Here is a 26,356-nt window from a genome sequence, read left to right as displayed (position 1 = left end):
AAGCGGACCACACGCCGCAGCGCTACCGATCCCAACTCCGGTGTCGTACCCGCCGCGAGTAGCCCTACTGGTTGCGCTCGGGGCCGACGTCCTTGTGATCGGTAGCAGCGGTTGCGGGAAACTATGTCTGACATGAGCACTGCGACCGTTCAGGAGCTCCGGGCGCGTATCCGCCGTTGGTCACGGATACAGAACCTGGCCGCTGGGATGGCACTCGTCGGTATCGCGCTCCCGTTCGCCACGTTGGGGATCGCCCTACTGGTGCAGCAGGTTGCCGGCGACGACAGCGTCTTCCCTGTTCTCGTCTGGACGATCTGGGTAGGCCTCGCGCTCCTTGTCGTCGGTGCATTCCTGGAGACCGAAGCCCAGGACCGTGTCCGCGTGGCGAGGTTCGCCGCCGGCTACAAGTCCGCCGGCATGGTCGAGTTCCGGAACCAGGAACCGTCTTCGGAGATCGGCGGATTCGATACGTTCACGCTCGTGATCAGCGCCGACTTAACCGGACAGGAGAAGATCCACCGGCGGCTCTACAGCCACAACTACCCGGCAGACGCTGACGTGCATGTCGGGCAGGTCGTGGTCTTTCGCCACACCAACCACGATCCCGACGACCTGGACGACATCCAGTTTGTGCGGTTCGCAGGCATCGGCGGCCGGGAGGACCCGGCATGACCGGGCTTTGGACATGCTGCCCCGGCTTTTGCGGCCGCTTGTGAGCCGCGCTACTGACATCGATCGTCAGAACGGTCCCGCCGTGGAACTCAGAGCTGCCAGTCGTTGGAACCGTCGTGGCGGGTGTAGGTGCCGGTCGAGTTCTGAACGACGATGGGATCGCCGGCATTGAAGTTGTCGAAGAACCACTTGGCGTTGGCGGGGCTGATGTTGATGCAGCCGTGGCTGACGTTGCGCTTACCCTGATCGGCCACCGACCACGGTGCGCTGTGCACGAAGTCGCCGCTGTCGTCGAACCGGACGGCCAGATCGACGGTCAACTTGTATCCGTTCGGCGAGTTGACCGGAACACCATAGGTCGACGAATCCATGACCACCGAGGGCATCTTCTCCTGAACGTAGAAGGTGCCGTTCGGAGTCTGGTGGCCGCCAGATGCCATACCCATCGACATCGGGATGGTTTTCTCCACGGTCCCGTTGCGGGTGACGGTCAGTTGGTGGGTGGCGTCGTTGGCCGTGGCCACCAGCGTGTCCCCGGTGTTGAAGTTGGACACCGTGCCGGCGGCGTCGACGGTGACCGCGGTGTGCGCGGGCCAGAAGCTCAGCGGACGCCAGCGCAGCTGCGTGGGGGTCATCCAGTAGAACTTGCCGGGCACCTCGGGGACTGACGAGATGTGGATGGCGTTCTCGGTGGCACCGGCATCGTCCACGGGGCCCGGGAAGTTGATGATGATCGGTTGAGCCACACCGACGGTCGCGCCGTCGGCCGGCACGAGCCTCGGCGGCTCGAACGGCGCCGGATCCGCCTGCGCGGCACCAGCACCCAACACCAACGCACAGCCCACCATCGAAGCCGCTCCGGCTGCTTTCAAAGCGCCGAAAAGTCTTCTCCTCGTCCAATCACTCATCGCACTATCGTGTCATGCTGGTCAGACCTGTCCGGTAGTCCAGTGGCGCACCGGCCACCACCAGCGCCGACGAGTGGCAGCACCCGAGTGTGCGTCGCGTTTGTGACGACACACCTCGCCTGCCGCGGCGACTGCCGCCGGATCGAAACCGGGTGGCACCGGGCCATCGGTAACCAACGCCCGAACCAGGGCTTCCTGCCGTTGAGCCAACGTGTCGTTCATGCCCACGCCTTCCGCGCTCGTGAGGTGATCGGCGTGGCCCCTGCGGCCACTGCGATCGCGTCCAGTTCATCGAACAGTTCGGCCGCCGGCGGGTACCGCCCGTCGCGCTCGAGCATGAACGGGGTGTCCGCCCGCTCACGCAGTGCGGTCACGAGGTCCAGCACTTCCGGAGGCGTCCGATCGGTGTGGGTGTCGTGATAGAAATCGTCACCCTGCCGACCACCTGCGACGTGGCTGTAGGCGACCCGCTCGATGGGCAGCCGGGCGAGCTCGCGCTGCGGGTCGAGGCCCCGATTCCGCGCATTGGCATAGACATTCGCCACGTCGAGCACCAGTAGCACGTCGGTCCGCTCGACCAACTCGGTGAGGAACTCCGATTCGCTCAGATCCGACTCCGGCCATTCCACGAACGAGGCGATGTTCTCCACCGCCAGCGGTACCGGCAGCTGCCCAGAGGTGTGGGTGATGTTGTGGGCCAACACATCCAGTGCCTCCCGGCTGCGGGGCACCGGCAGAAGGTGTCCAGCCTCGATCCCGCCGGCCCGCACGAAGGCGATGTGCTCGCTGACCAATGGGGATCCCAACGCCTCCGCACAGGCCGCCAATCGTCGGACCCGGGCCGGCTGGACCGGTTCGACACCGCCCAGGGACAGCGCGACCCCGTGCGGGATCACCGGGACGCCGGCGGCCGCGAGCCCGATGAGCATGGGATCCGGCCGGGCCCGGCGTCGCCGGATCGGCACCGCCTCGGCGATCACCTCACAGAACCCGGGCGTGAGATCGGCTATCAAACCGGCGATTTCGCGGCGCCACCCCAGGCCCACGTCGCCCAGCGCGGGCACGGTGCGGGTCGCGACGGTCATCCGCCGCACCCTCCGCAGCCTCCGCACCCGCCGCAGCCGCTACCGCATCCTCCGCCACCGCCGTCGCCGCCGCAGGAGGCGCCGCAGCCGCCACCGTCGCTGCCACCGGAGGAATCCCCGGCCAGCTGTACCGAACTGGAGTAGTCGGAGTCCAGCGCCCACAGCGCTGCGGTGCCGAACAGCGCCACCGAGAGCGCCACGGCTGCCGGCCCATACGTTTCGAACGCCGGGCGCTCGGCCGGATTGAGGTAGGCCAGGCGGCCCTGCTCGGCGGCCAGCCGTTGCCGGCCGGCTCGCGTCAGCCGGCCCACCGTGAGCAGCCGGGGGAGCACCACCGCGCTGTAGAAGACCGTCGCGAGGATCAGCACCATCAACGGCACCACGTAGCTCGGCTGGTCGTCGGCATGAGTCGCCAGGTATACGCAGTAGCCGATTCCGATCGCCACGACGAGAAGCGACGGTGCCGCACCCCACCGCATCCGGGTCCGCTCGGAGTGGCTGCGGAGCAGGCCACGCTCACTCAGCTGTTCTTCCAGCGCGGCGAGATCGGCCTCGGACTCGGTGAACAGGCCCGACACGGTGTGTCCCGGGTCGGCGGCGGCCCGCGCCAGCGTCTGTTCGGTGAACCGGTCGACCTCCGGGCCGGCCGGCACCGCCGGGTCGACATGTCCGTCTGCAGTGATCCGTCCTTCGGCGCGCAGCCCGGCCAGGGCCGCGACCACCGGGGCGATCTCCGACCTCAGCAGTGCGAGCTCGGTCGGGCTGACCGGTTCCTCGCTTACCGGGCGCCTCGGAGCGGTGATGATCCGCCAGAGAACCGCGAAGGCCGCAGCTGCGACCAGAGCGGCCAGATACCACTTCGCCTCGGCGGTCATGGCCGACGCAGAGCAATCAATCACTTCCTCGATCGACATCACAGTCACCTCCTGGTGTTCGGTTCAGACCACCGTGCCGGGGCTGTGCCCGTTACCGGTCACAACTTTCAGTCGGGTCCTGCAGTGGAGCGGCCCGGCTGAACCAGCCAGCGTGCACGGCGGGAGACAGGAGTTGGTGAGGAGTTGTTGGCCGTTGAATGAGGAAAATTCGTGCCGTCAACGGACGGATCGGAGGCGCGAAAACCGTTGTCGAGTCGTGGGTTTGCGCCTGACGGCACGGCCATGCCGGTCCCGGGGCGGTGTTCGTGACGCTCGCCCGGTTGGCCGGAAATCACAGTAGGCACACTGCGCCTCACAGACCATATCTGTAACATCGCCCTCACGGGCACCGATAATCACGCGTGTCGCAAATTTTTCGGGGGTGAACCTGTGCGCCGAGGGTTGGCGGCAATTGTCCTGGCGGCGACAGTGGTGTTTGGCGGGCTCAGCCCGTCCATCGCCCAGGCCGTCCCGCCGGTGGCCGGCAAGGACTTCACCAAGCCGGCGATCGTCATCCTCGGCTACGGACTGAAGCCGGACGGGTCGATGCGCGCCATCCTGTATCACCGTGTGCTCACCGGGCTTGCGATCGCGCAGTCGTTCCCGCAGTCGCCCGTCATCGTCACCGGCGGCAACCCGCAGAACGGTCAGACCGAGGCGGCACAGATGCGCAACCTGCTTCTCATGCTCGGTTTCCCGGCCAACCGGATCATCGTCGAGGACAAAGCCGGCAGCACCGTGCAGAACGCACAGTTCTCGGTGCCGCTGGCCAAGAAGGCCGGGGCTACCGGAATCATCGTGGTGACCTCTTCGACGCATCAGGGGCGCGCAGACCAGAACTTCGCCGACGCAGGCGGGAATGTGCTGGCCACGGTCAGCTTCCCGGACGGCAACCCGTCGGTGAACATCGCGCAGTTCGTGCGAGATGTTCTGAGCCCGGTGACGCCGATCGGCTGACCAGCGGGGTTACGCTGCCAAAATGGGCAGGATCGTGTTGGGTGTGGCCGCGCTGGCGGTACTGCTCGCGCCGTCAGCCACCGCCGAACCTGCTGCCCTTGATCCGACCGGTAACCGTTCCGGTGGACCGGTGCCGACCGTCAATGGTGTGCCGTGTGTGGGCGGCAATCTCGGCGTCTGTCTGAGCTTCCGGCAGAACCGGCCACCGGCCGCCAGCCCGGGTGCTCGGTCCAGCGTCGGGCATAGCCCCACCGTGCGTCGTTGACCGGCATTACCATGGCAGCCCGAGATGAACAGTCCCACGACATCGGTTGAGGCCGACAAGAGCGCGTTCCGGTCGCGGCTGCTCGATGCCATGATTCAGTCGGTCATCGAGGACGGCTATCAGAACACCACGGTCGCCGACGTCGTGCGCCGGGCCAAGACGTCGCGCCGTACCTTCTACGAGCACTTCGCCAGCCGTGAGGAATGTTTCGTTGCGCTGCTGACGACGGTGAACACCAAGCACGTGCGGGAAATCGCGCGGGTGGTCGACACGCAGGCGCCGTGGCAGGCTCAGGTTCGTCAGGCGGTCGAAGCGTGGATCGGCTCGTATCAGGCCCACCCCGAGTTGATGCTGGCCTGGATTCGCGATTTGCCGACCATGGGGGCGGCCGCGCGGGCGCTGCAACGCGAGTCGATGGAGAACTTCGTCGCGATGGTGCAGGTGATGACGAGCTCCGAAGCGTTCCGTGCGGCCGGCGTGTCGATCTCACGGCGCCGCACCATCATGATGATCGGTGGGTTGCGTGAGCTCACCGCGATGACCGTCGAGAGCGGCGGCGAGGTGGGGGAGATCATCGAGGACGCGGTGCTGGCCTGCACCGCGATGTTGACCCCGCTCAGCTGACGGCGACCTCGGCCTGCTGGTGACGGCGCTGCCGTTCGATGGTGGCGAAGTAGAAGGCGAAGGCGAACGCGAAGCTGGTGAACAGGCTCGCGACGAAGAACAGCCAGGGGTGGCGGATACCGCGTCGTAGTCCGTCGATGATCGTAAACAGCGGCAGCAGAACGACATTGGCGATTGTGTAGTCCGCACTGGCGGAGCCGGCGGCGGGATTGGTGTAACCGAGTGCGATGAACTCGGCCCAACTTCCCGGCCCCCAGATCGGGTTGCCGCCCGGTTGGGCGTACTGCGCGACGAACCGCATGTTGAAGTACCAGCAGATCGGGATCGATGCGAGGCCGACGACGTAGAAAGCCAGTTCGATCCGGGACAGCGCCGGCCCTGGCGGACGGGCGAAGATACCGGGATTGAGACGGATCACGAGCGCGACGACGGCCACGCCCAGGACTGCATGAACGATGAGCGACACCATGGCGTGAGCACACTCGCGTTCCCAAGTTTTGTCAATATTGACATTTCTCGGTGACCGGGGATCGCGGCGTGATGCGGTAACTTCACTCCCATGGCCAGGTCCGCGCAGACCGCGCGCAGTGGGCGCACGCGCGAGGCGCTGCGTCAGGCCGCGTTGGTGCGATTCCTGGCCCAAGGGGTCGAGGACACCTCGGCCGAACAGATCGCCGCCGACGCCGGGGTCTCGCTGCGCACGTTCTACCGGCATTTCACGTCCAAACACGACCTGTTGTTCGCGGACTACGACGCCGGCCTGCACTGGTTTCGCGCCGCGCTGGCCGAGCGTCCGGCGACCGAATCGATCCTCGATTCGGTGCAATCCGCGGTCCTGGCCTTCCCGTATGACGTCGACGCGGTGACCAAGATCGCCGGGATGCGCGCGGCGGAGCTCGACCCGGACCGGATCGTGCGGCACATCCGGCAGGTCGAATCCGACTTCGCCGACGCGGTCGCCGAGGTGCTGGTGGCGCGCCGCGGTGCGGTACCGCACGGCGACGACGGACTGCGGGTCGTGGTCACGGCCAGATGCGTTGCGGCCGCGGTGTTCGGTGCCATGGAGTTGTGGATGGTCGGCGACAAGGCGGGAGAGCGTTCATTGCCCGAACTGGCGCGGATGTGCCGGACCGCCTTGGAGGCGCTGCGCACCGGGCTCGATTGATGTTTTGTCAATATTGACAAAACATCGCGCTCGGTGTCAGCCTCAAGCGATGGCGGACTACGAGGCGATCGTGATCGGCGCCGGGCACAACGGGCTGGCTGCGGCGGCCCTGTTGGCGCGGGCCGGAAAGCGCACCCTGTGCCTGGAGGCCAAGCGATACGCCGGTGGGATGGCCTCGACCGTGGAGTTGTTCGACGGCTACCGGTTCGAGATCGCCGGCTCTCTGCAGTTCCCCACCTCGGCCGTGGTCAGCGCAGAGCTCGGTCTGGACACCTTGCCGACGGTGGACCTGGAGGTCATGTCGGTTTCGCTACGCGGAATCGGTGACCCGCCGGTCGTTTACTACGCCGACCCGATGAAGATGCTCGGCCACCTGGGTGAGGTTCACGGCGCCGACGCGGTGGCCGGCATGGCGGGCCTGATGGCCTGGAGCCTGGCCCCCACCCGAGCGCTCGGCCGGTTCGATGCGGGCCGTCCGCCCCGCACGCTCGACGAGATGTATGCCTGCGCAGCAACAGAATCCGAGCGGTCAGCCATCGACGACCTGCTGTTCGGGTCGGTCAGCGATGTCCTGGACCGTTACCTACCGGACAAGGACAAGCACGGTGCGTTGCGCGGCATGCTGGCGTTCCTGGCGGTCAACACCACCTACCGCGGGCCCGAGACGCCGGGCAGCGCCGCCGCCCTGGCCTATGGCCTGGCGGTGCCCGACGAGAACGCCGTGCTGATGAAGAAACTGGCGGGCGGTATCGGTGCCCTGACCGAACATCTGCACGCCCTGCTGACCGACGCCGGAGGTGAACTGCGGTTGCGCAGCAGCGTCGACCGGATATCGGTCGACGACGGCCGGATCACCGGAGTGCGACTGGCCGACGGCACCACGATCACCGCACCCGTGGTGGTATCGGCGATCGCCCCGGACACCACGGTCACCAAGCTGATCGATCCCGAGGCGCTCCCGGCCGAGGTGCGTGAGCGGTTCACCCGAATCGACCATCGCGGCAGCTATCTGCAGATGCATTTCGCTCTCGACGGAGCCCCCACCTTCGACGCGCCGTACGAATTGCTCAATGACCCTGAAATGCAGGCTGCCATCGGCATTTTCAGTACTCCCGAAGAACTGCAGCAGCAGTGGCAGGATGCCCGCCGCGGGATCGTTCCTGCCGATCCCGCGATCGCCTTCCAGATCCCGTCGGCCCACGATCCGACGCTGGCCCCGGCGGGTAAGCATGCCGCCTCGGCATTCGCGCTGTGGTTTCCGGTCGAAGAGTCGGCATCTGGTTACGGTGAGCTCAAAGACGAGATGGGCCGGCGGGTCATCGAGAAGATCACCCGACTGGCACCGGATTTCGAACGGCGGATCCTCCGGCACATCACCTTCACGCCGCGTCACATGGGAACGATGTTCGGCGCGCCGGGCGGCGACTACTGCCACGGTCTGATCCATCCCGAGCAGATGGGGCCCAATCGCCCCGGACCCAAAGGGTATGTCGGTCAACCGATTCCCATCGACGGTCTGTTTCTGGCCAGCGCGGGATGCCACGGTGGCCCGGGAATCACCTTCATCCCCGGCTACAACGCCGCCAAGGCGGTGCTGGGCGTCTAACGGTTGTTCAGCTGCTCGGCCCAGTCCTCGGGCACGCGGCCCTGCGGTCCGGGCACCGGCTGATCTTCCGGATGATGCTGCGGCGGCGCGAGCTCGGGCCCGTCGTAGTATTGGTTGGTCTCGAAGTCCCAGAACCAGTCCTCGCCCGGTTCGAACGAGCGGATGATGGAATGCCCGCTTGCACGCCAGTGCGCCGAGGCGTGACGGGCCAGTGAATCGTCACAGCAACCGATATGCCCGCACGCCGCGCAGCGCCGCAGATGCACCCACCACCCTCCGTCGGCGGTGCACTCTGCACATCCGGGTCCGCTGGGCAGGGCGGTCGGATCGACGGGATTACTCATATCGGTGAGCGTAGCCCCGGGTAATCTCGCCGCATGGCAACCAGCGATTCCCGTGAAGTAGTGATCGAGGCGACCCCGCAGGAGATCCTCGACGTCGTCGCCGATGTCGAGGCGACGCCGACCTGGTCGCCGCAGTACCAGCGCGCGGAGATCCTCGAGTCCTACGACGACGGGCGGCCCAAGCAGGTGAAGATGACGGTCAAGGCTGCCGGGCTGACCGATGAGCAGGTGATCGAATACACCTGGAGCGAGAACAAGGTCAGCTGGACGCTGGTGAGCGCCGGCCAGCTCAAAGCCCAGGACGCCAGCTACACCCTGACCCCCGATGGTGACAAGACCAAGGTCCGGTTCGACATCACCATCGATCTGTCGGTGCCGCTGCCGGGCTTCATCCTGAAGCGGACCATGAAGGGCGGCGTCGAGACCGCCACCGAAGGCCTGCGCAAGCAGGTGCTCAAGGTCAAAAAGGGGTAGTCCCGTCAGCTCGCGTTGGCGTCCGAGGCAGACTGCGCCAACTCGGTCAACAGCGGCGGGATGTCCATCCGGCCCAGCATCACCTCGAGGAACACCATGCGCTCCGGCGTGTTTGCCGCGGTAGTCAGCGCATCGTCGAGTTCGCCGTAGGTGCTGGCGCGGAAGGTGAGCGCATCGGCGACGCCCAGCGCCGCGGGCAGTTCGGTCCAGCGCCACCCGGTGATGTCGTTGTATTCGGCTGTGACACCGTGGATTGCGCGTTCGACGGTGTAGCCGTCGTTGTTGACAACCACCACGACAGGGGCCAGGCCCTCCCGGCCGAACACCCCGAGCTCCTGGATGGTCAGCTGCGCGGCGCCGTCGCCGATCAGCAGAACCGTCCGGCGGTCCCGGTCGGCGAGTCCGGCACCGACTGCGGCGGGCAGTGTGTAGCCGATCGAACCCCACAGCGGTTGGCCGATGAACGTCACTCCCGAGGCCAATCGGTGTCCGGCCATTCCGTAGAACGACGTGCCCTGATCGGCGAGTACGACGTTACCGGGTGTGAGTGCCTCAGAAAGCCTGTCCCACAGGGCTTCCTGGGTCACCGCGGCATCGCGCCCGGGTGGCTCGGTGTGCGTCCGCGTGGGGAGTGGGGGCAGTGCCGGTGAGGTGATGCCGCGTTCGGTGAGGATCGCGGTGACGGCGTCGAGTGCGGCCGACATGTCCAGCGGGGCATAGACCTGTCCGGCGACCACGCTCTGGTTGACCCCGATGTCGATGGTGCGGGTAGGGTCGATGCGCTGGCTGAAGAATCCGCTGACCATGTCGGTGAACAGCACGCCCGCGGTCACCAGTACCGGGGCGTCCTCTATCGCCTCGCGCACCGAAACCTCGCTGGCTGCACCGGCATAGATCCCCAGATAGTTGGGTGAGCTCTCGTCGACCAGGCTCTTGCCCCACATCAGCGTGGCGTGCCCGACCGTGTCGGCCGCGAGCAGCGCACTGAGCTCGTCGACGCAGTCCATCCGGTGTACCAGGAAATCGGCGAGTACGGTCAGCCGGTGCTCGCCGATCAACTCGGCGGCCGCTGCGGTGAACATCGACAGTGCGCGTGGACTGGTGCCGCCGGTGTAGCGGGGCAGCGATGCGGCAGGAGGCTCGGTGGGGAACCGGGCGACATCCGTCGCGAGTAACAGGTAGCCGGGCCGCTTCTGCTCGCGTACCTCGGAGAGCACCCGGTCGATCTCGCGAGTCGCCGTCGCGGGCACCAGATTCGCTTGAGCACAGGTGATCTCGCGGCTGATCCGCAGGAAGTGCTCGAAGTCCCCGTCGCCCAGGGTGTGGTGCACGATCCGCCGGGCCGCCTGGGAATCCTTGGACGGCGCGCCGACGATGTGCACCACCGGTACGTGTTCGGCGCAACTGCCGGCAATCGCATTCGCCGCCGACAACTCACCGACCCCGAATGTGGTGACCAGGGCGGCCATGCCGCGCAGCCGGCCGTAGCCATCGGCGGCATAGCCGGCGTTGAGCTCGTTGGCGCCGCCCACCCAGCGGAGCGTCGGGTGGGCGAGGATGTGGTCGAGGAACTCCAGCTGATAATCGCCGGGGACGCCGAAAACCTCGGTCACCCCCAGTTCGGCAAGCCGGTCCAGCAGGTAGTCGCCGACGGTGTAGCCGTTTTCGCCCATGCCTTAGTGTGCCTCGCATGACCAACACCGGACCGCTCGCTGGAGTGCGAGTTATCGAACTCGGGGGCATCGGCCCCGGACCACATGCCGCGATGATGCTCTCGGACCTGGGTGCCGACGTGGTGCGGGTGCGCCGTCCCGGTGGGTTGACCATGCCCGCCGAGAACGTCGATCTGATGCACCGCGGCAAGCGCATCGTCGACCTTGATGTGAAGAACGAACCGGGCAAGCTGCTGGACTTGGTCACCAAAGCCGATGTGCTGCTGGACTGTTTCCGTCCCGGCACCTGCGAACGTCTCGGCATCGGGCCGGCCGAGTGTGAGGCCGTCAACCCGCGGCTGATCTTCGCCCGGATCACCGGCTGGGGCCAGGACGGGCCGCTGGCCACCACCGCGGGCCACGACATCAACTACTTGTCCCAGACCGGTGCCCTGAGCGCGATCGGCTACCGCGACCGCCCACCGGTGGCCCCGCTCAATTTGGTCGCCGATTTCGGCGGCGGCTCGATGCTGGTGCTGATCGGCATCGTCACCGCGCTGTACGAACGGGAACGCTCCGGCAAGGGGCAGGTGATCGATGCCGCGATGGTCGACGGAGTCAGCATGCTGGCGCAGATGATGTGGACGATGCGGGCCACCGGATCGTTGCGCGACGAACGCGAGTCGTTCCTGCTCGATGGCGGAGCCCCGTACTACCGGACCTACGAGACCTCCGACGGCGGCTACATGGCAGTCGGTTCGATCGAGCCGCAGTTCTTCGCAAAGCTGGTGGCTGGGCTCGGCCTGGACGCCGCCGAGATCCCCGGCCAGTTCGAACTCGCCCGGTACGACGAGATGCGGGCCATCTTCACCGAGCGGTTCGCGACCAAGACCCGCGACGAGTGGACCGAGATCTTCGGGGGTACCGATGCGTGCGTGACGCCGGTGCTCACGTGGGGTGAGGCTGCCGAAGGCGAGCATCTGCTGGCCCGGTCGACCCTGGTCACCGTGGACGGTGTCGCCCAGGCGGCCCCCGCCCCGCGGTTCTCGCGGACGCCGCCCGGAACGCCCGGCCGCCCGCCGCAGTCGAGCACCGACATCGCCGACATCGGCTGGACCTGACCGGCACCTAGGGCCTTTGTGCCCTGGCCAACGCGTCGTGAAGCAGACACGATGAGGGTGTGACTTCCTCGGACGCAGCATCGGATGCACCAGTAGTAGTCGGAATCAACGGCAGCGACGGCGCGCTCAATGCGGCGCGCTGGGCCGGCGCGGTCGCCGCGCGGCTCGGCGCACCGCTGCGCATCGTGCACGCCTTACCGTCCATCGGCCGCAATCTGACCCAGACGGCGGCCGCCCTGACCGCGGCGATGATGTCGTACCAGCGCGACATGGCCGAGGCGTTCCTCAAGGCCGCGGATGAGGCCGTCCGAGCCGATCATCCCGAGCTCTCGGTGTCCACGGTCTCGTTCAACGAACCCGCCGACCAGGTGTTGATCGAGGCCAGCCGGGAGGCCCGCCTCGTCGTCCTCGGCGGTAAGACGGTGACCCCGGCGGCGGCCCTGCTGATCGGGTCGACGGCGCTTGCCGTGGCGACGCGGGCCGCCTGCCCGGTGGTCGCCTTCCGCGGGGACCACATCTCCCCGGGGGACGGCCCGGTCGTCGTCGGGGTCGACGACAGTCCCGCGGCGCAGGTCGCGCTGGCGACGGCATTCGAGTTCGCCGATCGGTTCGGGCTGGAGGTCAATGCAGTGCGCTCGTTGTCCTTGGCCGCTCCGGCAGAGACCGGTGTCACCATCCCGTTGCTGATCGACTGGGATGGCGTGGAGTCCGCCGAACTGGCGGCCCTGACCGAGACCGTCGACGCCCACGACAAACGCCATCCCGCCGTCACCGCCAAGTGCTTCATCGAGCCGGACTCGCCCGGCAAGGCGTTGTTGAAGCACGTCAACGACTCCGGGCTTGTGGTGGTCGGGTCGCGCGGGCGCAATGCGCTGGCTGGTGTGCTGCTGGGCTCGACGAGTCTCAACCTGCTGCACCACAGCCCGGTACCGGTGATGATCTGTCGGGCACAAGGAGATTCGCATGAGTGAGCACGACGCTCGGCGCGGCATCGTCGTCGGGGTTGACGGGTCGCCGGCATCGGACAATGCAGTGGCCTGGGCTGCGCGGGATGCGGCCTTGAGGGGCGTGGAGCTCACCTTGGTGCATGCACTGCCGGGCGCGATGTCGCCAGTCTGGTTGGATGTGGCTCTGCCCCAGGATTATTGGGACTATCAGGGCCAGCTGGGTCAGGAAGTACTCGATGCGGCCCAACAGGTCGCAAGGGGGGCTGCCGGGGCGCATCCGCCAAATATCGTCACCAAAGCTGTTCCGGGGCATGCGGTTGCGACGCTGATCGAGTACTCGCGACGTGCCGATCTGGTGGTCGTGGGTTCCCGCGGCCTGAGCAAATGGGGTCGCCGGTTGCTCGGATCGGTGAGCTCGAGCCTGGCGCACCACGCCCACGGTCCGGTGGCGGTGATTCCCCAGGACGAACGCCCGACAACGGCGCCCGTGGTGGTCGGGGTCGACGGGTCACCCGCATCTGAGCTTGCCACCGCCATCGCGTTCGACGAGGCGTCGCGGCGCGGTGTGGAGCTCGTGGTCCTTCATACCTGGACGGACCTGAACTTCGAGTTCCCCGCCGTCAAGTGGGACGATCTGAGCGCCGAGGCCGAGCGTGCACTGGCTGAACAGCTCGCCGGGTGGGGCGAGCGGTATCCCGATGTCGCGGTCCGGCGGGTGGTCATGCCCGACGAGCCGGCCCGACAACTGCTGGCCCAGGCCGAAACCGCGCAGCTCGTGGTGGTCGGTAACCGGGGTCGCGGTGGATTCGCCGGGATGCTGCTCGGCTCGGTCAGTTCCGCCGTGGTGCATTCATCCACGGCGCCGGTGATCGTTGCGCGGCAACCCAACTGATTGTCGGCGGTTCTCAAAGCCGAGAACCGCAGCATTGGGCGGCGCACTTCGCTAGATTTGGGGCGTGGCCGTACAGGCATCACGCGAGGCGGTCTTCGACGCCTCGCCGGAGGCGATCATGGAGGTGCTCGCCGACGTCGACGCGCTGCCGTCCTGGTCTGCGGTGCACCGGCGCGTCAAGGTGATCGACCGCTATCCCGACGGCAGGCCTCACCACGTCAAGGCCACGATGCGGTTGATGGGCATCACGGACAAAGAGCTGCTCGAGTTCCACTGGGGCGACAACTGGATGGTCTGGGATGCCGAAGCGAACCTCCAGCAGCGCGGTCAGCACGTGGAGTACAACCTGACGCCCGAGGTGGACCGGACGCGGGTGCGGTTCGACGTCATCGTCGACCTCGCAATACCGGTCCCGGAGTTCCTCATCAAGCGCGCAAAGACACTCGTTCTCGATGTGGCCATCGAGCGGCTGCGTCAGCGCGTCATGAAGACCTCACGCCACCGGTGAGCGTCGCCTGTCGAGTTCATAACTCTCCAGCGTTGTGCGCACCGTGATCAGAACGGAATAGCCTCGACTGCTCTGCCGGTTGGTGGGGGTATGCCGACCGGAGTCATCCTCGCCCTGAACCCGTCCGCCCCCAATGTCGTCGACGCCGCCATCTCGCAAGCCCGCACTGCGTATGCGGCCGGCGTCCGCCAGATTTGGGTGGCCCAGCAATTCGACATCGACGCCATCACGCTGGCCGCGTTGATCGGGTCCGCGGTGCCCGGTCTCGGCGTCGGCACCTCGGTGGTGCCGCTCAATCCCCGGCATCCGCTCGTGGTGGCGTCCGCGGCGCAGACTGCGCAGGCCGGCACGCACGGCAACTTCACACTGGGTCTCGGCCTCGGGTCGCACGCCCCCGAGCAACAGGCCTTCGGCACGGTATGGCCGGATCCGGTGGGCCGGTTACGGGAGCACCTCCAGGTGCTCCGAGCGATCCTCCACGACGGTGCGGTCGACTTCCACGGCACTGAGTTCACCGCGAGCCCGGAGTGGCCGGTGCACGTCCCCGGCGGCGCCCCGGTCCCGGTGTACGTGGCCGCCATGGGGCCGAAAGCCCTTCGGGTGACCGGTGAATTCGCTGACGGGACATTGCCGTACCTGGCGGGGCCGCGCACGGTGGGGGAGTTCATCGTGCCGACGATCACCGCGGCCGCCACCGCGGCGGGCCGGCCGCAGCCGAAGGTGGTCGCCATGGTGCCGGCACTGGTCGACGACGATGCGGACGCGGCCCGTGCCGCGGCTGCCGACAAGCTGGCGTTCTACGAGACCATCCCCTCATACCAGAAAGTGATTGCCCGCGAACGGCTTTCGAATGTCGCTGAGCTGGCGGCGATCGGGACAGCGGCGCAGGTCCGCACGCAGTTGCAGCGTTATCTCGACGCCGGCGCCACGGATGTGGCGCTCAGTCCCATCCGGACCGAGCCGGAGGATCTGGCCGCGCTGTGGGCGGTGGCCGCCACACTGCCCTAGCCGTCGGTGGGAATCCGGTTGCGTGGCGCGCGGTCAGCGCCTTCGCAACACGCCCAGCCGGCGGATCGCCTCCTCCATGGTGTCGTCACGCTTACAGAAAGCGAAGCGCACCAAGTGATTCCACAGATCGGCGTGCGGTGCCTCGGGGTCGCAGAAAGCTGACATCGGGATCGCCGCCACCCCGGCCTTGTGTGGCAACTCGGCACAGAACTGCGTGGAGTCCGAATAGCCCAGTGGCCGTGGGTCGGCGCACAGGAAGTAGGTTCCGCGGCTGTCGTGTACCTCGAACCCGATGTCGGCCAGCGCGTTGCCCAGCCGATCCCGCTTGGTCTGGAACGACTCTCGGAGGTCGGCCACCCAGCCGTCCTCGTGATTGAGCGCGTGGGCCACCGCCGGCTGGAAGGGGCTACCACCCACATAGCTGAGGTACTGCTTGGCGGCACGTACCCCGGCGATGAGTTCGGCAGGGCCACAGGCCCAGCCGATCTTCCACCCGGTGACGTTGAACATCTTGGCCGCGCTGGAAATGGTCACGGTGCGCTCGGCCATGCCGGGATAGCCGGCCAGCGGCAGGTGCGCGACACCGAACACCAGTTGCTCGTACACCTCGTCGGTGATCACCAGCAGGTCGTGCTCGATGGCCAGCGCCGCGACGGCGCGCAACTCGGCGTCGGAGGCCACCGCGCCCGTGGGATTGTGCGGGGAGTTGAGGATCAGCGCGCGTGTCTTGGGCGTGACGGCCCGGCGTAAACCGTCGGTGTCGATCCTGAATCCGGCACCGTCGGCGACCAGCGGTACGGCGGTGCGCACGCACCCGGCCATGGCGATCACGGGGGAGTAGGAGTCGTAGAACGGCTCGATCACCAGTATCTCTGAGCCCGGCTCGACCAGGCCGAGGACCGATGCGGCGATGGCCTCGGTGGCGCCGACGGTCACCAGCACCTCGGTGTCGGGGTTGTACTCGATGCCGTAGTGGCGTTTGCGTTGCGCGGCGATCGCGTGGCGTAACTCGGGGATACCCAGGCCGGGCGGGTACTGGTTGTGGCCTTCCGCGATCGCGTTCTGCGCCACTTTCAGCATCTCCGCCGGGCCGTCCTCGTCCGGGAACCCCTGACCCAGGTTGACCGCGCCCATCCGGGCGGCCAGCGCAGACATCTCCGCAAAGACGGTGACGGCATAGGGCTGCAGTCTGCGGACGGTCATGTTGGTCGAGCGTAGGTGCAGTTCGACGATCGAGCGTGCCTGCAGGGCGTGAAATACGTCGAATCCGTGATCTGAGCGCACGCTCGGCAAGCCTTGCGGGAATGAACCGGCGGGATTCGTCCGTTACCTGCACCGTGACTGCCGCTACGTTCCGACTCGCCTCCGACGCCGCTTTGCTTCAGCCGATCCAGGTCGGTGACACCGATGCCGCCAACCGTCTGTTCATGGCGCCGCTGACGCGTTCGCGTGCCGACGCCGACGGCACCCCGTCGCCGCTGGCTGCGAAGTACTACACGCAACGTGCCGGTGCGGGCGTGATCATCAGCGAGGCCACCGCGGTTGCCGAGACCGCCAACGGCGCCTACATGAACACCCCCGGCATCTACACCGACCGCCATCAGCACGGCTGGGCCGAGATCGCGGACTCGGTGCACGCCGCCGGCGGCAAGATGTTCGTCCAGTTGTGGCACGTCGGCCGGATGGCGCACCCCGACATCAGCGGATTCGAACCCGTCGCACCCTCGGCGATCACCGCCCAGGTGGTCACCCACACACCCACCGGCAAGAAGCCGCTGCAGATCCCGCGGGCACTGGATATCGCCGAGATCCCGGCGATCGTCGAGCAGTTCCGGGCTGCTGCACGCCGGGCGATCGACGCCGGCATGGACGGTGTCGAGATCCATGGCGCCAACGGCTACCTGCTGCACCAGTTCGCCTCGGATGTGGTCAACCAGCGCACCGATGCCTACGGCGGTTCGGCGGAGAACCGGGCCCGGTTGACCGCCGAGGTGGTCGAGGCAGTGGTCGAAGAGATCGGCGCCGGCCGGGTGGGGCTGCGGATCTCTCCCGGAAACACCGCCGGAGATATGCGGGAAAACGACACGGTCAGCACCTATGAGGCGCTGCTGGAGCGGATCGCTCCGCTGGGACTGGCCTACCTGCACGTGCTCATCGACCCGGCAACCCGGACCTTCGGCGTCATCCGCGCTTTGTGGTCGGGGACGTTCGTCCTCAATACCGGCCGTGGCACCGGCACCGACTTCTCTGCGCTCGAGGGTTATGCGGAGTGGGGCGCGATCAGCGCGGCCGCGGTGGGGCGGGCCTTCCTGGCGAACCCGGATCTGATCGACCGGCTGATCCTGGGTGCCGAACTCAACGAGCCCGACGTGTCGACCTTCTATGCGTCCGGGCCGATCGGTTACACCGATTACCCGTCGCTGATCGAGATCGAGGCGCCCCGCTCGGCGTGACCTTCGCCGCCTTCGCGTCGTTTTCTACCTGAGGGTCGCTGAATTGCGTGGGGGCAGCCCAGGCGTCGAAAACGGTGAGGCGTTGCCTGGTGCTACGCCGGTTTCCACGTATCGGTCGCTGCGATACGCGTGGCACAGCCCAGCGGTAGAAATCCGCGACAGGGTTGGGCCGCCACCTGTCCGAAGATGATGCTGAGCACAGGCCCAACCAACGGGTTGGGCGAGGCTGCTACGCTGCCGTTCAGAGGACTGCCCACATTCGCTGGGCGGTTCCACAACCCAACCTGAACCTGGACGCCGATACGGCAGGGGAGCAGACATGTCCGAAGAAGCCTTCATCTACGAGGCGATCCGTACGCCCCGTGGCAAGCAGCGCGGCGGCGCACTCAACGAGATCAAGCCGGTCAACCTGGTTGTCGGCCTGATCCAAGAGATCCGTTCGCGATACCCCGACCTGGACGAGAACCTGATCAGCGACGTCATTCTGGGCGTCGTCTCCCCGGTCGGAGACCAGGGCGGCGACATCGCCCGTACCGCCGCACTGGTGGCCAAGTTGCCGGAGACCACCGGTGGATTCCAGCTCAACCGCTTCTGCGCCTCGGGCTTGGAGGCCGTCAACCTGGCCGCCCAGAAGGTGCGGTCCGGTTGGGACGACCTGGTGCTGGCCGGTGGCGTCGAGTCGATGAGCCGCGTCCCGATGGGCTCCGACGGTGGTGCCTGGGCCTCTGACCCGGAGACCAACTACCGCATCGGCTTCGTGCCGCAGGGCATCGGCGCCGACCTGATCGCCACCATCGAGGGCTTCTCCCGTGACGACGTCGACGCCTACGCGGCGCGCTCGCAGGAGAAGGCCGCTGCGGCCTGGTCCGGCGGCTACTTCGCCAAGTCCGTGATCCCGGTCAAGGACCAGAACGGCCTCGTGGTCCTCGACCACGACGAGCACATGCGTCCCGGCACCACCGCGGCTGATCTGGGCAAGCTCAAGTCGGCCTTCGAGGGCCTGGGCGCCATGGGCGGCTTCGACGACGTGGCGCTGCAGAAGTACCACTACGTCGAGAAGATCAACCACGTCCACACCGGTGGCAACAGCTCGGGCATCGTCGACGGCGCCGGCCTGCTGCTGATCGGTAGCGAGTCCGCCGGGGCATCGCAGAACCTGACCCCGCGCGCCCGCATCGTGGCCACCGCCACCAGCGGTGCCGACCCGGTCATCATGCTCACCGGCCCGACCCCGGCCACCAAGAAGGTGCTGGACCGTGCCGGTCTGACCGTCGATGACATCGACCTGTTCGAGCTCAACGAGGCCTTCGCCTCCGTCGTCCTGAAGTTCCAGAAGGACCTCAACATCCCGGACGAGAAGCTCAACGTCAACGGTGGCGCCATCGCGATGGGCCACCCGCTGGGCGCCACCGGCGCCATGATCACCGGAACCATGGTCGACGAGCTCGAGCGTCGTGGCGCTCGACGTGCCCTGATCACGCTGTGTATCGGCGGCGGCATGGGCGTGGCCACCATCATCGAGCGCGTCTAGGAGATATGACCAATGGCTGAGAACACGATTCAGTGGGACAAGGATGCCGACGGCATCGTCACCCTGACGTTGGACGACCCGACCGGTTCGGCCAATGTGATGAACGAGCACTACAAGGAATCCATGCACAATGCTGTGGAACGCCTTGTGGCCGAGCAGGATTCGATCACCGGTGTGGTCATCACCAGCGCGAAGAAGACCTTCTTCGCCGGTGGCGACCTCAAGGGCATGATGAACATCGGGCCCGACGATGCCGCAGAGGCGTTCGAGATGGTCGAGACCATCAAGGCTGACCTGCGCAAGCTGGAGACCCTGCCCAAGCCCGTCGTCGCCGCGATCAACGGCGCCGCCCTCGGCGGTGGCCTGGAGATCGCACTGACCTGTAACCACCGCATCGCCGCGGACGTGAAGGGCAGCCAGATCGGCCTGCCCGAGGTCACCCTGGGCCTGCTGCCCGGCGGTGGCGGTGTCGCCCGCACCGTGCGCATGTTCGGTATCCAGAAGGCCTTCATGGAGGTCCTCTCACAGGGCACTCGTTTCAGCCCGTCCAAGGCCAAGGACACCGGCCTGGTGGATGAGCTCGTCGGTTCGGTCGACGAGCTGGTCCCGGCCGCCAAGGCATGGATCAAGGCCAACCCGGAAGCCCACACCCAGCCGTGGGACGTCAAGGGCTACAAGATGCCCGGCGGTACCCCGTCGAGCCCGGCGCTCGCCGCCGTCCTGCCGTCGTTCCCGGCGCTGCTGCGCAAGCAGCTCAAGGGCGCCCCGATGCCCGCCCCGCGGGCCATCCTGGACGCCGCGGTCGAGGGTGCGCAGGTCGACTTCGACACCGCGAGCCGCATCGAGAGCCGTTACTTCGTCTCGCTGGTCACCGGCCAGACCGCCAAGAACATGATTCAGGCGTTCTTCCTGGACCTGCAGGCCATCAACGGCGGCGCATCGCGGCCCGAGGGCATCGCCAAGCAGGAGATCAAGAAGATCGGTGTGCTGGGTGCGGGCATGATGGGCGCCGGTATCGCCTACGTGTCGGCCAAGGCCGGCTACGACGTCGTGCTCAAGGACGTCACGCAGGAAGCTGCTGACAAGGGCAAGGCGTACTCGGAGGCCATCGAGGCCAAGGCACTCAAGCGTGGCAAGACCACCGAAGAGAAGTCGGCTGCACTGCTCGCCAAGATCACCCCGACGGCCGACCCGCAGGATCTCAAGGGCGTCGACTTCGTGATCGAGGCTGTGTTCGAGAACCAGGAACTCAAGCACAAGGTGTTCCAGGAGATCGAGGACATCGTCGAGCCCAACGCGCTCCTCGGCTCGAACACCTCCACGCTGCCGATCACCGGTCTGGCGACCGGCGTGAAGCGCCAGGAGGACTTCATCGGCATCCACTTCTTCTCGCCGGTCGACAAGATGCCGCTGGTGGAGATCATCAAGGGAGAGAAGACCTCTGACGAGGCGCTGGCCCGGGTGTTCGATTACACGCTCGCCATCCGCAAGACCCCGATCGTCGTCAACGACAGCCGCGGCTTCTTCACCAGCCGCGTGATCGGCACCTTCGTCAACGAGGCGCTGGCCATGCTCGGCGAGGGCGTCGAGCCCGCGTCCATCGAGCAGGCGGGTTCGCAGGCCGGTTACCCGGCGGCGCCGCTGCAGCTGTCGGATGAGCTGAACCTCGAGCTCATGCACAAGATCGCGGTTGCCACCAAGGAAGGCATCGAAGCCGCCGGCGGCACCTACGAGAAGCAGATGAACGAGGTCGTCGTCGAGAAGATGATCGAGCTCGGTCGCTCGTCGCGCCTGAAGGGTGCCGGCTTCTACGAGTACGTCGACGGCAAGCGCGTCGGCCTGTGGCCGGGACTGAAGGAGACCTTCAACTCGGGTTCGGTCGAGCTGCCGCTGCAGGACATGATCGACCGCATGCTGTTCGCCGAGGCACTGGAGACCCAGAAGTGCATCGACGAGGGCGTGCTCACCTCGACCGCTGACGCGAACATCGGCTCGATCATGGGTATCGGCTTCCCGCCGTACACCGGTGGTTCGGCGCAGTTCATCGTCGGCTACGAGGGTGCCGGTGGTGTTGGCAAGGCGGCATTCGTCGCCCGTGCCAAGGAGCTGGCCGCCAAGTACGGCGACCGCTTCCTGCCCCCGGCCTCGCTGGAGAGCTAGCCGCTCAGCGCGAACAGACACAAAGCTGCCCCTTTTCTTCGGAAAAGGGGCAGTTTTGTGTCTGGTGGGCGGCCGTTCAGCCGGGGTTGGAGTAAACCCGGGTGGGGGAGATCAGCACCGCGGCGCGACGCTCCTCCCGCATGACGCGGTCGTAGGTATCCCAGTCGTCGTGGGTGCCCCCGGCAGCTTCGAACACGGCGCGCAACAGCAGTCGCAGCTTCTCGGCGTCCGTGTCGGGGCTCGGATCGTCGGGCCCGATGATCTCGGCCGTGCCCTCGACCGTCACCCATTGCCAGCCCGCGCGGGCGACGACGGTGGCCCGGGGATCGGCGCGCAGGTGCTGCAACTTTCGCGCCCCGCCGATGGCTACGAGGGCGACAACTGGTTCAGCAGTCCGTGGGTGCGCCATCACGCCGGCGTTGACTACCGAGGACTGGATGCTGCCGTCGACGCGCAGGGTGCTCAGTACACAGAGCCCGTGGTCGCGGGCCAGCATGTCGGCGAACTGGGATGTGTCGGTCATGGCCGCCCCCTCAATTCGCCAGGTCGAATGCGGCTTGGACTTTCGTCGGTTTGACCCGCACCACGAGTTCCCCCGGCACCCCGTTGCGCCGGCCGAATTCTTGGGCGCGGGCGGCGCCCATATATCGGCCGCCGGTGCGGGTGGCGATGTCGAGCAGCTCGTCAGGATCCTCGCTGATCGACGCGACGCCCTGGACTTGGACGAACCCGTACGGCGGGCTGGGGTCGTCGACGCACAGCACCACTCGCGGGTCGCGCGCCAAAGCCCGGCCCTTGGCGGTGTTCTTGCCGGTGTTGAACACCAGTGCGCCGCCATCCACCACGAACCACACGGGCACGGCCAACGGTCGGCCGTCGGCCGCAACCCAACCCAGCACGGCGGTGCGGGTGCCTACGGACAGGAACGCGATCACGTCGTCGGAGAGTTCGCCCATGCGGCCACGCTACGCCCGGACGGTTACCTTTTGAGCGTTGCCGGCCAGGCCGGCAGCGACATGGTGTCGTAAAGGCGCACGCCCTTCGTGTTGAGCCGAGCGAGTGATTGGACCAAACCCAGGGGCAACAGCGAGATCAACTGGCCCGCGCCCACCAGTGCGCGGATGCCCCGACCGCTCATGGGCACCACGGTTTTCGCATTCACGCGTGCCAGCTTTCGACTGGCTTCCACCGGCGGGAGCATCGTGCGTTCATATTCGGCGAATGCCGCGGCGTAATCGTCACCGGCCCGGATCATTTCGGCAGCCAGGACGTAGGCGCCGTACACCGCCAAGCTGGTGCTGCCGCCGACCGCGGGACCGGGGCAGTAGCCCGCATCCCCGACGAGCGTCACCCGGCCCTGCGACCACGTGGACATCTGTAGCTGGGTGATGGCGTCGAAGTAGAAGGTCGGCGTCCGCGGTACTTCGTCGAGCCAGCGGTCCACTTCAGGCGCTGTGTGCTCGAATGCGGCACGCAGCTGCGCCTTTTGGCGGTCCGCATCGCGGTAGTCGTAATCCAACGGTTGGCCGGGGCGGAAGATGTACACCGCGCGAGCATCGTCCAGATGGTCGGCGGTGTAGATGCCTGCCATGTGGCCGGGTTTGAAATAGCCGGTCATCTCCCCGTCACGCGCCAGGTCTTTCGGCACCGAAACCACCGAGAGATAGCCACCGAGGAAGCTCTCAGAAACGTTGTCGCCGAACGTCAGACGGCGCACCCCGGAGTGCAGCCCGTCGGCTCCCACCACCACGTCGAAATGCCGGGGTCCGTTGTGCTCGAATGTCACGTCCCCATCGGGTGAGATCGAGGTGATGGTGTCCCCGAAGAGGTATTCGACGTCGGCACGGCCGGCTTGGAAATAGATCTCGCTCAGGTCATCCCGCATGATCTCGACGTGCCGGTCAGACATGGCGCCGATGATCTTGACGTAGTCCAGACGGGTGGATCGCGATGTGCCGGGTCGATGGATGACCATCTCGGTGGTGCCCGTGGCGTGGGCTTCGATCTCGGGCAGGACCCTCATGCGTTCGGAGATCTCCATGGCGGGCCGGAACAGGTCGACGGCGTGGCCGCCCGTCTTGCGCAGGGCCGGTGAGCGTTCCACGACAGTGACGTCGACCCCGTGTCGCGACAGCCAGTAGGCGAGAACCGGCCCGGCGATGCTGGCTCCGGAGATGAGTACCTTCATGATGCCCCCTTACTTAACGGTCGGTAAGTGCCCATGTCGTGAGCTTACCTATCGTTAAGTAAGTTAGGGTGGCTACGTGGCCAAGCCTGTATTGGATACCCGGCAGCGCATCCAGGATGTGGCGCGCGAACTGTTCGCCGAGAAGGGCGTGGTGCGCACCAGTCTGCAGGACATCGCCGACCGCCTCGGCATGACCAAACCCGCGTTGTACTACCACTTCCGGTCACGGGAGGACCTGGTCCGCAGCATCGTGCAACCCCTGATCGACGAAGGTGAGGCCTTCATTGCCGAGCAGGAACGCAAACGCGGAGCCACTCGGGCCTCAGCGCGGGAGCTGCTCGAGGGCTACTTCGACTTTCACTATCGGCACCTGGCCGACCTCGTGCTGATCGTCTCCGAGCTGACCACGCTGGCCGATCTGGGTTTGATCGACCAATTGCTGGCCTGGCGGGCCCGGCTCGGTGTATTGGTTTTCGGTCGCAAACCGACCCTCGAACAGTCCACCCGAGCGGTCATCGCCTTCGGTGGGCTGCAGGACTGCTGCCTGCAGTTTCCCGACGTTCCTTACGAGCAGTTGCGTACCGCCACAGTCGACGGAGCGATGGCCGCGCTCGGGTTGTGAATCAGCCGAGCCGGCGTCTTGGCCTGCGGTGAGCTGGTGGGCCCGGTAACGACACGAATCCGGTTGCGTTATCCGGTGCGGCGGAACAGATAGAACCGCGCCGCCTTCGCCCCGTTCTGGTCCATCGCGGGCTCGTCTCCGCTGGACACCAGCGTCCAGCCCTCGCTGAAGCGTCGTTGCACTTCTTCGAACCCGATTCCGGGTACGCCCATCGAACCACCGGGGATGAACGCCACGATCAGCAGCTGGGCGCCGGGGGCGGCCACTGCGCTGACTTCCCGGACATAGGCGTCACGGTCGTCGGCGTTCATGCCGTGCAGACAGCCGCTGTCGACGATGAGATCGAAGCCGGCCCCGACGCCCGACAAACTCATTTGTGTCACATCAGCTTTGGCGAATATTGCGGGCAGCCCGGCGGCCTTGGCGCGGGCCTTCTTCAGCGGTTTGGCCACATAGTCGACACCGGTGACCCGCCAGCCGTGTCGGGCCAGGTACACCGCGTTGTCCCCGGTACCGCAGCCCACGTCGAGCGCGGTTCCCGGGGACGTCACTGAGTTGCGGGTGCCCTCGACAAGCGCCGTCAGGCTGTGCGCCAACGGGTGGCCGTCCCAGGGCGTGAACCCGAGCCGGTACAGCCACCGGAACAAGCGTTGGCGCGAACTCACGGTGCTATAGCGCTCCCAGATCAGAGGACAGCCAATGCTCGGGCTTGAGGAACACCGCGACGCTTTCGCCATGCTCGCGGCGGGCGAACTCCAGATACGGCTCCACCTTCTCGGGAGCCAGGTAGCGTTTGGTCATCTCGACGAGTTGCTCATCGGTGCCCGGTTCGATGCGGTCGACCGCGCCGTCGACGGCCACATAGCGCACCGTCGGGTCGAGTCGCTCGACCATCAAGCTCAGGTGACCCGCCGCCTCGATCAGCCGGTGCTTGCGGGAGCCGACACCGGTCAGCAGCCATGGCTGGCCACCGGGGGCGTACTGGTACCAGATCGGGACGGTCAGCGGACCGCGCTTGTCTCCTGCGTATACCGACAGTGCGGCGATGTGCGGTTCGGCCAGGAACTGTTCGCGTTCATCCTTGGAAAGTGGCATGGTTACAGCCTAGACCCAGTTTGAAAAACCCTGCTGGACAATGCTTTCAGCCCGTATGGGTGCATATTTGCGTGCTATGCCTGGCCACTGGGCGTCTGGCGTCGTAGAGTCGGGATCCATGCGCTTTGGACTCTTCATCCCGCAGGGCTGGCGGCTCGACCTCGTCGACATTCCCACCGAAGACCACTGGCCGGTGATGCGTGACCTCGCCGCCTACGCCGACGCGGGTGCCTGGGACTCGCTGTGGGTGTACGACCACTTCCACACCGTTCCGGTGCCGACCGACGAGGCCACCCATGAGGCCTGGTCGCTGATGGCCGCGTACGCGGCGACGACGTCCCGCATCAAACTCGGCCAGATGTGCACCGCGATGAGCTACCGCAACCCGGCCTATCTGGCGAAGGTCGCCGCCACCACCGACATCATCTCGGGCGGCCGTGTGCAGATGGGTATCGGTGGTGGCTGGTACGAGCACGAGTGGCGTGCCTACGGCTACGGATTCCCGTCGGCCGGGGTGCGGCTGGGCCGGCTCGACGAGGGCGTGCAGATCATGCGCGACGCCTGGCGCGACGGCCGGGTCAGCTTCGACGGCAAGCACTACCAGGTCGACGGGGCGATCGTCGCCCCGAAGCCACTGCAGGACAACGGTATTCCGATGTGGATCGCCGGCGGTGGGGAGAAGGTCACGCTGCGCATCGCGGCCAAGTATGCGCAGTACACCAACTTCACCTCCGAACCCGAGGCCTTCGCGCACAAGTCGGAGGTGCTCGCCGAGCATTGCCGCGACGTCGGCACCGACTTCGGCGCGATCGTGCGGTCAGCCAACTTCAACGCCGTCATCGGTGAATCCGAGGCCGACGTCGCCGAGCGAGTCGCGCGGTTGCGGGCCCGGCAGACGCCGGTGGCCGGGGAGGCGGCCGTCGACGCCATGCTGGCCAACGTCACCGCACCGGAATCGGCAAGCGGTACACCCGAACAGGTGATCGAGAAGCTCAAGCGGTTGCGCGACCGCGGGTGTGAGTACGCCATTCTGTATTTTCCCGAGGCCGCGTACGACCGGTCCGGTATCGAGTTGTTCGAGCGAGAGGTCATCCCGGCTCTGGGCTAGGCGTGCCGGCACGCATTGATGGCACCCGCGCGGAAAAGCCGTCAAACGTACATCGCG

Annotated in this window: 30 protein-coding genes; 17 read left to right on the top strand and 13 right to left on the bottom strand. The window is 66.7% G+C overall.

Features of this window, described 5'->3' with window-relative positions; all coding sequences use genetic code 11:
- Positions 1–132: 132 nt before the first annotated feature.
- Entirely contained in the window at positions 133–672 is a 540-nt protein-coding gene (locus ACZY08_RS23805; RefSeq protein WP_463747073.1) for a hypothetical protein, read from the top strand.
- Positions 673–761: 89 nt separating this feature from the next.
- Here ACZY08_RS23805 and ACZY08_RS23800 read toward each other — a convergent pair whose 3' ends face one another.
- From ACZY08_RS23800 to ACZY08_RS23785, 4 genes are all read right to left on the bottom strand, one after another.
- Positions 762–1,520: a L,D-transpeptidase gene (locus ACZY08_RS23800; protein WP_463747236.1), complete on the bottom strand. Its 759-nt coding sequence runs from the start codon at positions 1,518–1,520 to the stop codon at positions 762–764.
- A gap of 81 nt (positions 1,521–1,601) precedes the next feature.
- Positions 1,602–1,802, bottom strand: a complete 201-nt coding sequence (locus tag ACZY08_RS23795) for a hypothetical protein (protein WP_463747074.1) — start codon at positions 1,800–1,802, stop codon at positions 1,602–1,604.
- Complete coding sequence (locus tag ACZY08_RS23790) at positions 1,799–2,665, bottom strand: MbnB/TglH/ChrH family RiPP precursor modification enzyme (protein WP_463747075.1); 867 nt, start codon at positions 2,663–2,665, stop codon at positions 1,799–1,801. The genes ACZY08_RS23795 and ACZY08_RS23790 overlap by 4 nt, the downstream gene beginning before the upstream one ends.
- A complete protein-coding gene (locus ACZY08_RS23785; protein WP_463747076.1) occupies positions 2,662–3,579 on the bottom strand; it encodes a TIGR04222 domain-containing membrane protein in 918 nt (305 codons plus the stop codon). Before ACZY08_RS23785 ends, ACZY08_RS23790 begins: the two co-directional genes overlap by 4 nt.
- 429 nt (positions 3,580–4,008) lie before the next feature.
- Between ACZY08_RS23785 and ACZY08_RS23780 the strand changes: the two genes are divergently transcribed.
- The 3 genes from ACZY08_RS23780 to ACZY08_RS23770 are packed head-to-tail and all read left to right on the top strand — an operon-like array spanning position 4,009 to position 5,425.
- Positions 4,009–4,536: a YdcF family protein gene (locus tag ACZY08_RS23780; RefSeq protein WP_463747237.1), complete on the top strand. Its 528-nt coding sequence runs from the start codon at positions 4,009–4,011 to the stop codon at positions 4,534–4,536.
- Positions 4,537–4,558: 22 nt separating this feature from the next.
- Positions 4,559–4,801 carry a hypothetical protein gene (locus tag ACZY08_RS23775; protein ID WP_463747077.1) on the top strand — a complete coding sequence of 81 codons (243 nt, stop codon included), beginning with the start codon at positions 4,559–4,561 and terminating at the stop codon, positions 4,799–4,801.
- A gap of 24 nt (positions 4,802–4,825) precedes the next feature.
- Positions 4,826–5,425, top strand: coding sequence for a TetR/AcrR family transcriptional regulator (locus tag ACZY08_RS23770; RefSeq protein ID WP_463747078.1), 600 nt, complete (start codon positions 4,826–4,828; stop codon positions 5,423–5,425).
- Here the strand turns inward: ACZY08_RS23770 and ACZY08_RS23765 are convergent.
- Positions 5,418–5,894, bottom strand: a complete 477-nt coding sequence (locus ACZY08_RS23765; RefSeq protein ID WP_463747079.1) for a DUF2834 domain-containing protein — start codon at positions 5,892–5,894, stop codon at positions 5,418–5,420. The two genes, ACZY08_RS23770 and ACZY08_RS23765, sit on opposite strands and share 8 nt — an antisense overlap.
- 90 nt (positions 5,895–5,984) lie before the next feature.
- Between ACZY08_RS23765 and ACZY08_RS23760 the strand changes: the two genes are divergently transcribed.
- Together ACZY08_RS23760 and ACZY08_RS23755 are read left to right on the top strand one after the other, a co-directional pair.
- Entirely contained in the window at positions 5,985–6,590 is a 606-nt protein-coding gene (locus ACZY08_RS23760) for a TetR/AcrR family transcriptional regulator (protein WP_463747080.1), read from the top strand.
- Positions 6,591–6,639: 49 nt separating this feature from the next.
- Positions 6,640–8,196, top strand: coding sequence for a phytoene desaturase family protein (locus ACZY08_RS23755; protein ID WP_463747081.1), 1,557 nt, complete (start codon positions 6,640–6,642; stop codon positions 8,194–8,196).
- Here ACZY08_RS23755 and ACZY08_RS23750 read toward each other — a convergent pair.
- Positions 8,193–8,540 carry a UBP-type zinc finger domain-containing protein gene (locus tag ACZY08_RS23750; RefSeq protein ID WP_463747082.1) on the bottom strand — a complete coding sequence of 116 codons (348 nt, stop codon included), beginning with the start codon at positions 8,538–8,540 and terminating at the stop codon, positions 8,193–8,195. The two genes, ACZY08_RS23755 and ACZY08_RS23750, sit on opposite strands and share 4 nt — an antisense overlap.
- A gap of 33 nt (positions 8,541–8,573) precedes the next feature.
- Between ACZY08_RS23750 and ACZY08_RS23745 the strand changes: the two genes are divergently transcribed.
- Positions 8,574–9,014 (top strand): SRPBCC family protein, encoded by a 441-nt coding sequence (locus ACZY08_RS23745; RefSeq protein ID WP_054601262.1) that lies wholly within the window; start codon positions 8,574–8,576, stop codon positions 9,012–9,014.
- A 5-nt stretch (positions 9,015–9,019) separates the two neighbouring features.
- On the opposite strand, the gene ACZY08_RS23740 is transcribed toward ACZY08_RS23745, so the two are convergent.
- A complete protein-coding gene (locus ACZY08_RS23740; RefSeq protein ID WP_463747083.1) occupies positions 9,020–10,687 on the bottom strand; it encodes an alpha-keto acid decarboxylase family protein in 1,668 nt (555 codons plus the stop codon).
- A gap of 17 nt (positions 10,688–10,704) precedes the next feature.
- Here ACZY08_RS23740 and ACZY08_RS23735 point away from each other — a divergent pair, with 17 nt between their 5' ends.
- The 5 genes from ACZY08_RS23735 (at position 10,705) to ACZY08_RS23715 (ending at position 15,142) form a co-directional block, all read left to right on the top strand.
- Positions 10,705–11,787: a CaiB/BaiF CoA transferase family protein gene (locus ACZY08_RS23735; protein ID WP_463747084.1), complete on the top strand. Its 1,083-nt coding sequence runs from the start codon at positions 10,705–10,707 to the stop codon at positions 11,785–11,787.
- 59 nt (positions 11,788–11,846) lie between these two features.
- Entirely contained in the window at positions 11,847–12,758 is a 912-nt protein-coding gene (locus ACZY08_RS23730) for a universal stress protein (protein WP_463747085.1), read from the top strand.
- The gene (locus ACZY08_RS23725) at positions 12,751–13,626 is read left to right on the top strand and encodes a universal stress protein (RefSeq protein ID WP_463747086.1); all 876 of its coding nucleotides are present in this window, start codon (positions 12,751–12,753) and stop codon (positions 13,624–13,626) included. Before ACZY08_RS23730 ends, ACZY08_RS23725 begins: the two co-directional genes overlap by 8 nt.
- Positions 13,627–13,690: 64 nt before the next feature.
- The gene (locus tag ACZY08_RS23720) at positions 13,691–14,134 is read left to right on the top strand and encodes an SRPBCC family protein (protein ID WP_463747087.1); all 444 of its coding nucleotides are present in this window, start codon (positions 13,691–13,693) and stop codon (positions 14,132–14,134) included.
- Between the two features lie 90 nt (positions 14,135–14,224).
- Entirely contained in the window at positions 14,225–15,142 is a 918-nt protein-coding gene (locus ACZY08_RS23715) for an LLM class F420-dependent oxidoreductase (protein ID WP_463747088.1), read from the top strand.
- A 33-nt stretch (positions 15,143–15,175) separates the two neighbouring features.
- Here the strand turns inward: ACZY08_RS23715 and ACZY08_RS23710 are convergent, their stop codons facing one another.
- Positions 15,176–16,345 carry a pyridoxal phosphate-dependent aminotransferase gene (locus tag ACZY08_RS23710; protein ID WP_463747089.1) on the bottom strand — a complete coding sequence of 390 codons (1,170 nt, stop codon included), beginning with the start codon at positions 16,343–16,345 and terminating at the stop codon, positions 15,176–15,178.
- Between the two features lie 101 nt (positions 16,346–16,446).
- Between ACZY08_RS23710 and ACZY08_RS23705 the strand changes: the two genes are divergently transcribed.
- The 3 genes from ACZY08_RS23705 (at position 16,447) to ACZY08_RS23695 (ending at position 21,286) form a co-directional block, all read left to right on the top strand.
- Positions 16,447–17,595, top strand: coding sequence for an alkene reductase (locus ACZY08_RS23705; RefSeq protein WP_463747090.1), 1,149 nt, complete (start codon positions 16,447–16,449; stop codon positions 17,593–17,595).
- Positions 17,596–17,914: 319 nt separating this feature from the next.
- The gene (locus ACZY08_RS23700; protein ID WP_463747091.1) at positions 17,915–19,126 is read left to right on the top strand and encodes an acetyl-CoA C-acetyltransferase; all 1,212 of its coding nucleotides are present in this window, start codon (positions 17,915–17,917) and stop codon (positions 19,124–19,126) included.
- A gap of 12 nt (positions 19,127–19,138) precedes the next feature.
- Positions 19,139–21,286, top strand: a complete 2,148-nt coding sequence (locus ACZY08_RS23695) for a 3-hydroxyacyl-CoA dehydrogenase NAD-binding domain-containing protein (protein ID WP_463747092.1) — start codon at positions 19,139–19,141, stop codon at positions 21,284–21,286.
- Positions 21,287–21,362: 76 nt separating this feature from the next.
- Here ACZY08_RS23695 and ACZY08_RS23690 read toward each other — a convergent pair whose 3' ends face one another.
- Genes ACZY08_RS23690 through ACZY08_RS23680 form a run of 3 tightly spaced genes read right to left on the bottom strand, consistent with a single transcriptional unit; the run spans position 21,363 to position 23,474 of the window.
- Positions 21,363–21,809 carry a TIGR03618 family F420-dependent PPOX class oxidoreductase gene (locus ACZY08_RS23690; protein ID WP_463747093.1) on the bottom strand — a complete coding sequence of 149 codons (447 nt, stop codon included), beginning with the start codon at positions 21,807–21,809 and terminating at the stop codon, positions 21,363–21,365.
- Between the two features lie 10 nt (positions 21,810–21,819).
- Complete coding sequence (locus ACZY08_RS23685; RefSeq protein WP_463747094.1) at positions 21,820–22,242, bottom strand: PPOX class F420-dependent oxidoreductase; 423 nt, start codon at positions 22,240–22,242, stop codon at positions 21,820–21,822.
- Between the two features lie 23 nt (positions 22,243–22,265).
- Positions 22,266–23,474 (bottom strand): FAD-dependent monooxygenase, encoded by a 1,209-nt coding sequence (locus ACZY08_RS23680; protein WP_463747095.1) that lies wholly within the window; start codon positions 23,472–23,474, stop codon positions 22,266–22,268.
- 76 nt (positions 23,475–23,550) lie between these two features.
- Here ACZY08_RS23680 and ACZY08_RS23675 point away from each other — a divergent pair, with 76 nt between their 5' ends.
- Complete coding sequence (locus tag ACZY08_RS23675; RefSeq protein ID WP_463747096.1) at positions 23,551–24,096, top strand: TetR/AcrR family transcriptional regulator; 546 nt, start codon at positions 23,551–23,553, stop codon at positions 24,094–24,096.
- A gap of 68 nt (positions 24,097–24,164) precedes the next feature.
- On the opposite strand, the gene ACZY08_RS23670 is transcribed toward ACZY08_RS23675, so the two are convergent.
- Complete coding sequence (locus tag ACZY08_RS23670; protein WP_463747097.1) at positions 24,165–24,761, bottom strand: class I SAM-dependent methyltransferase; 597 nt, start codon at positions 24,759–24,761, stop codon at positions 24,165–24,167.
- Between the two features lie 4 nt (positions 24,762–24,765).
- The gene (locus tag ACZY08_RS23665; protein WP_463747098.1) at positions 24,766–25,191 is read right to left on the bottom strand and encodes a pyridoxamine 5'-phosphate oxidase family protein; all 426 of its coding nucleotides are present in this window, start codon (positions 25,189–25,191) and stop codon (positions 24,766–24,768) included.
- Between the two features lie 118 nt (positions 25,192–25,309).
- Between ACZY08_RS23665 and ACZY08_RS23660 the strand changes: the two genes are divergently transcribed.
- Complete coding sequence (locus tag ACZY08_RS23660) at positions 25,310–26,299, top strand: LLM class F420-dependent oxidoreductase (RefSeq protein ID WP_463747099.1); 990 nt, start codon at positions 25,310–25,312, stop codon at positions 26,297–26,299.
- The last annotated feature ends 57 nt before the right edge of the window (positions 26,300–26,356 follow it).

It is taken from the genome of Mycobacterium sp. IDUB_9, from assembly GCF_055419505.1.
The sequence above is the reverse complement of the archived record's forward strand: the minus strand, read 5'-3'. Positions and strand labels throughout refer to the sequence as shown.

Bases quoted from the DNA above. Each gene is read 5' to 3' on its own strand.
- ACZY08_RS23735 (WP_463747084.1), top strand. From the start codon at position 10,705: ATGACCAACACCGGACCGCTCGCTGGAGTGCGAGTTATCGAACTCGGG.
- ACZY08_RS23700 (WP_463747091.1), top strand. From the start codon at position 17,915: ATGTCCGAAGAAGCCTTCATCTACGAGGCGATCCGTACGCCCCGTGGC.
- ACZY08_RS23750 (WP_463747082.1), bottom strand. From the start codon at position 8,540: ATGAGTAATCCCGTCGATCCGACCGCCCTGCCCAGCGGACCCGGATGT.
- ACZY08_RS23725 (WP_463747086.1), top strand. From the start codon at position 12,751: ATGAGTGAGCACGACGCTCGGCGCGGCATCGTCGTCGGGGTTGACGGG.
- ACZY08_RS23690 (WP_463747093.1), bottom strand. From the start codon at position 21,809: ATGACCGACACATCCCAGTTCGCCGACATGCTGGCCCGCGACCACGGG.
- ACZY08_RS23800 (WP_463747236.1), bottom strand. From the start codon at position 1,520: ATGGTGGGCTGTGCGTTGGTGTTGGGTGCTGGTGCCGCGCAGGCGGAT.
- ACZY08_RS23805 (WP_463747073.1), top strand. From the start codon at position 133: ATGAGCACTGCGACCGTTCAGGAGCTCCGGGCGCGTATCCGCCGTTGG.
- ACZY08_RS23680 (WP_463747095.1), bottom strand. From the start codon at position 23,474: ATGAAGGTACTCATCTCCGGAGCCAGCATCGCCGGGCCGGTTCTCGCC.
- ACZY08_RS23740 (WP_463747083.1), bottom strand. From the start codon at position 10,687: ATGGGCGAAAACGGCTACACCGTCGGCGACTACCTGCTGGACCGGCTT.
- ACZY08_RS23660 (WP_463747099.1), top strand. From the start codon at position 25,310: ATGCGCTTTGGACTCTTCATCCCGCAGGGCTGGCGGCTCGACCTCGTC.
- ACZY08_RS23745 (WP_054601262.1), top strand. From the start codon at position 8,574: ATGGCAACCAGCGATTCCCGTGAAGTAGTGATCGAGGCGACCCCGCAG.
- ACZY08_RS23775 (WP_463747077.1), top strand. From the start codon at position 4,559: ATGGGCAGGATCGTGTTGGGTGTGGCCGCGCTGGCGGTACTGCTCGCG.
- ACZY08_RS23665 (WP_463747098.1), bottom strand. From the start codon at position 25,191: ATGCCACTTTCCAAGGATGAACGCGAACAGTTCCTGGCCGAACCGCAC.
- ACZY08_RS23760 (WP_463747080.1), top strand. From the start codon at position 5,985: ATGGCCAGGTCCGCGCAGACCGCGCGCAGTGGGCGCACGCGCGAGGCG.
- ACZY08_RS23685 (WP_463747094.1), bottom strand. From the start codon at position 22,242: ATGGGCGAACTCTCCGACGACGTGATCGCGTTCCTGTCCGTAGGCACC.
- ACZY08_RS23695 (WP_463747092.1), top strand. From the start codon at position 19,139: ATGGCTGAGAACACGATTCAGTGGGACAAGGATGCCGACGGCATCGTC.
- ACZY08_RS23765 (WP_463747079.1), bottom strand. From the start codon at position 5,894: ATGGTGTCGCTCATCGTTCATGCAGTCCTGGGCGTGGCCGTCGTCGCG.
- ACZY08_RS23755 (WP_463747081.1), top strand. From the start codon at position 6,640: ATGGCGGACTACGAGGCGATCGTGATCGGCGCCGGGCACAACGGGCTG.
- ACZY08_RS23710 (WP_463747089.1), bottom strand. From the start codon at position 16,345: ATGACCGTCCGCAGACTGCAGCCCTATGCCGTCACCGTCTTTGCGGAG.
- ACZY08_RS23795 (WP_463747074.1), bottom strand. From the start codon at position 1,802: ATGAACGACACGTTGGCTCAACGGCAGGAAGCCCTGGTTCGGGCGTTG.
- ACZY08_RS23790 (WP_463747075.1), bottom strand. From the start codon at position 2,665: ATGACCGTCGCGACCCGCACCGTGCCCGCGCTGGGCGACGTGGGCCTG.
- ACZY08_RS23770 (WP_463747078.1), top strand. From the start codon at position 4,826: ATGAACAGTCCCACGACATCGGTTGAGGCCGACAAGAGCGCGTTCCGG.
- ACZY08_RS23715 (WP_463747088.1), top strand. From the start codon at position 14,225: ATGCCGACCGGAGTCATCCTCGCCCTGAACCCGTCCGCCCCCAATGTC.
- ACZY08_RS23785 (WP_463747076.1), bottom strand. From the start codon at position 3,579: ATGTCGATCGAGGAAGTGATTGATTGCTCTGCGTCGGCCATGACCGCC.
- ACZY08_RS23705 (WP_463747090.1), top strand. From the start codon at position 16,447: ATGAACCGGCGGGATTCGTCCGTTACCTGCACCGTGACTGCCGCTACG.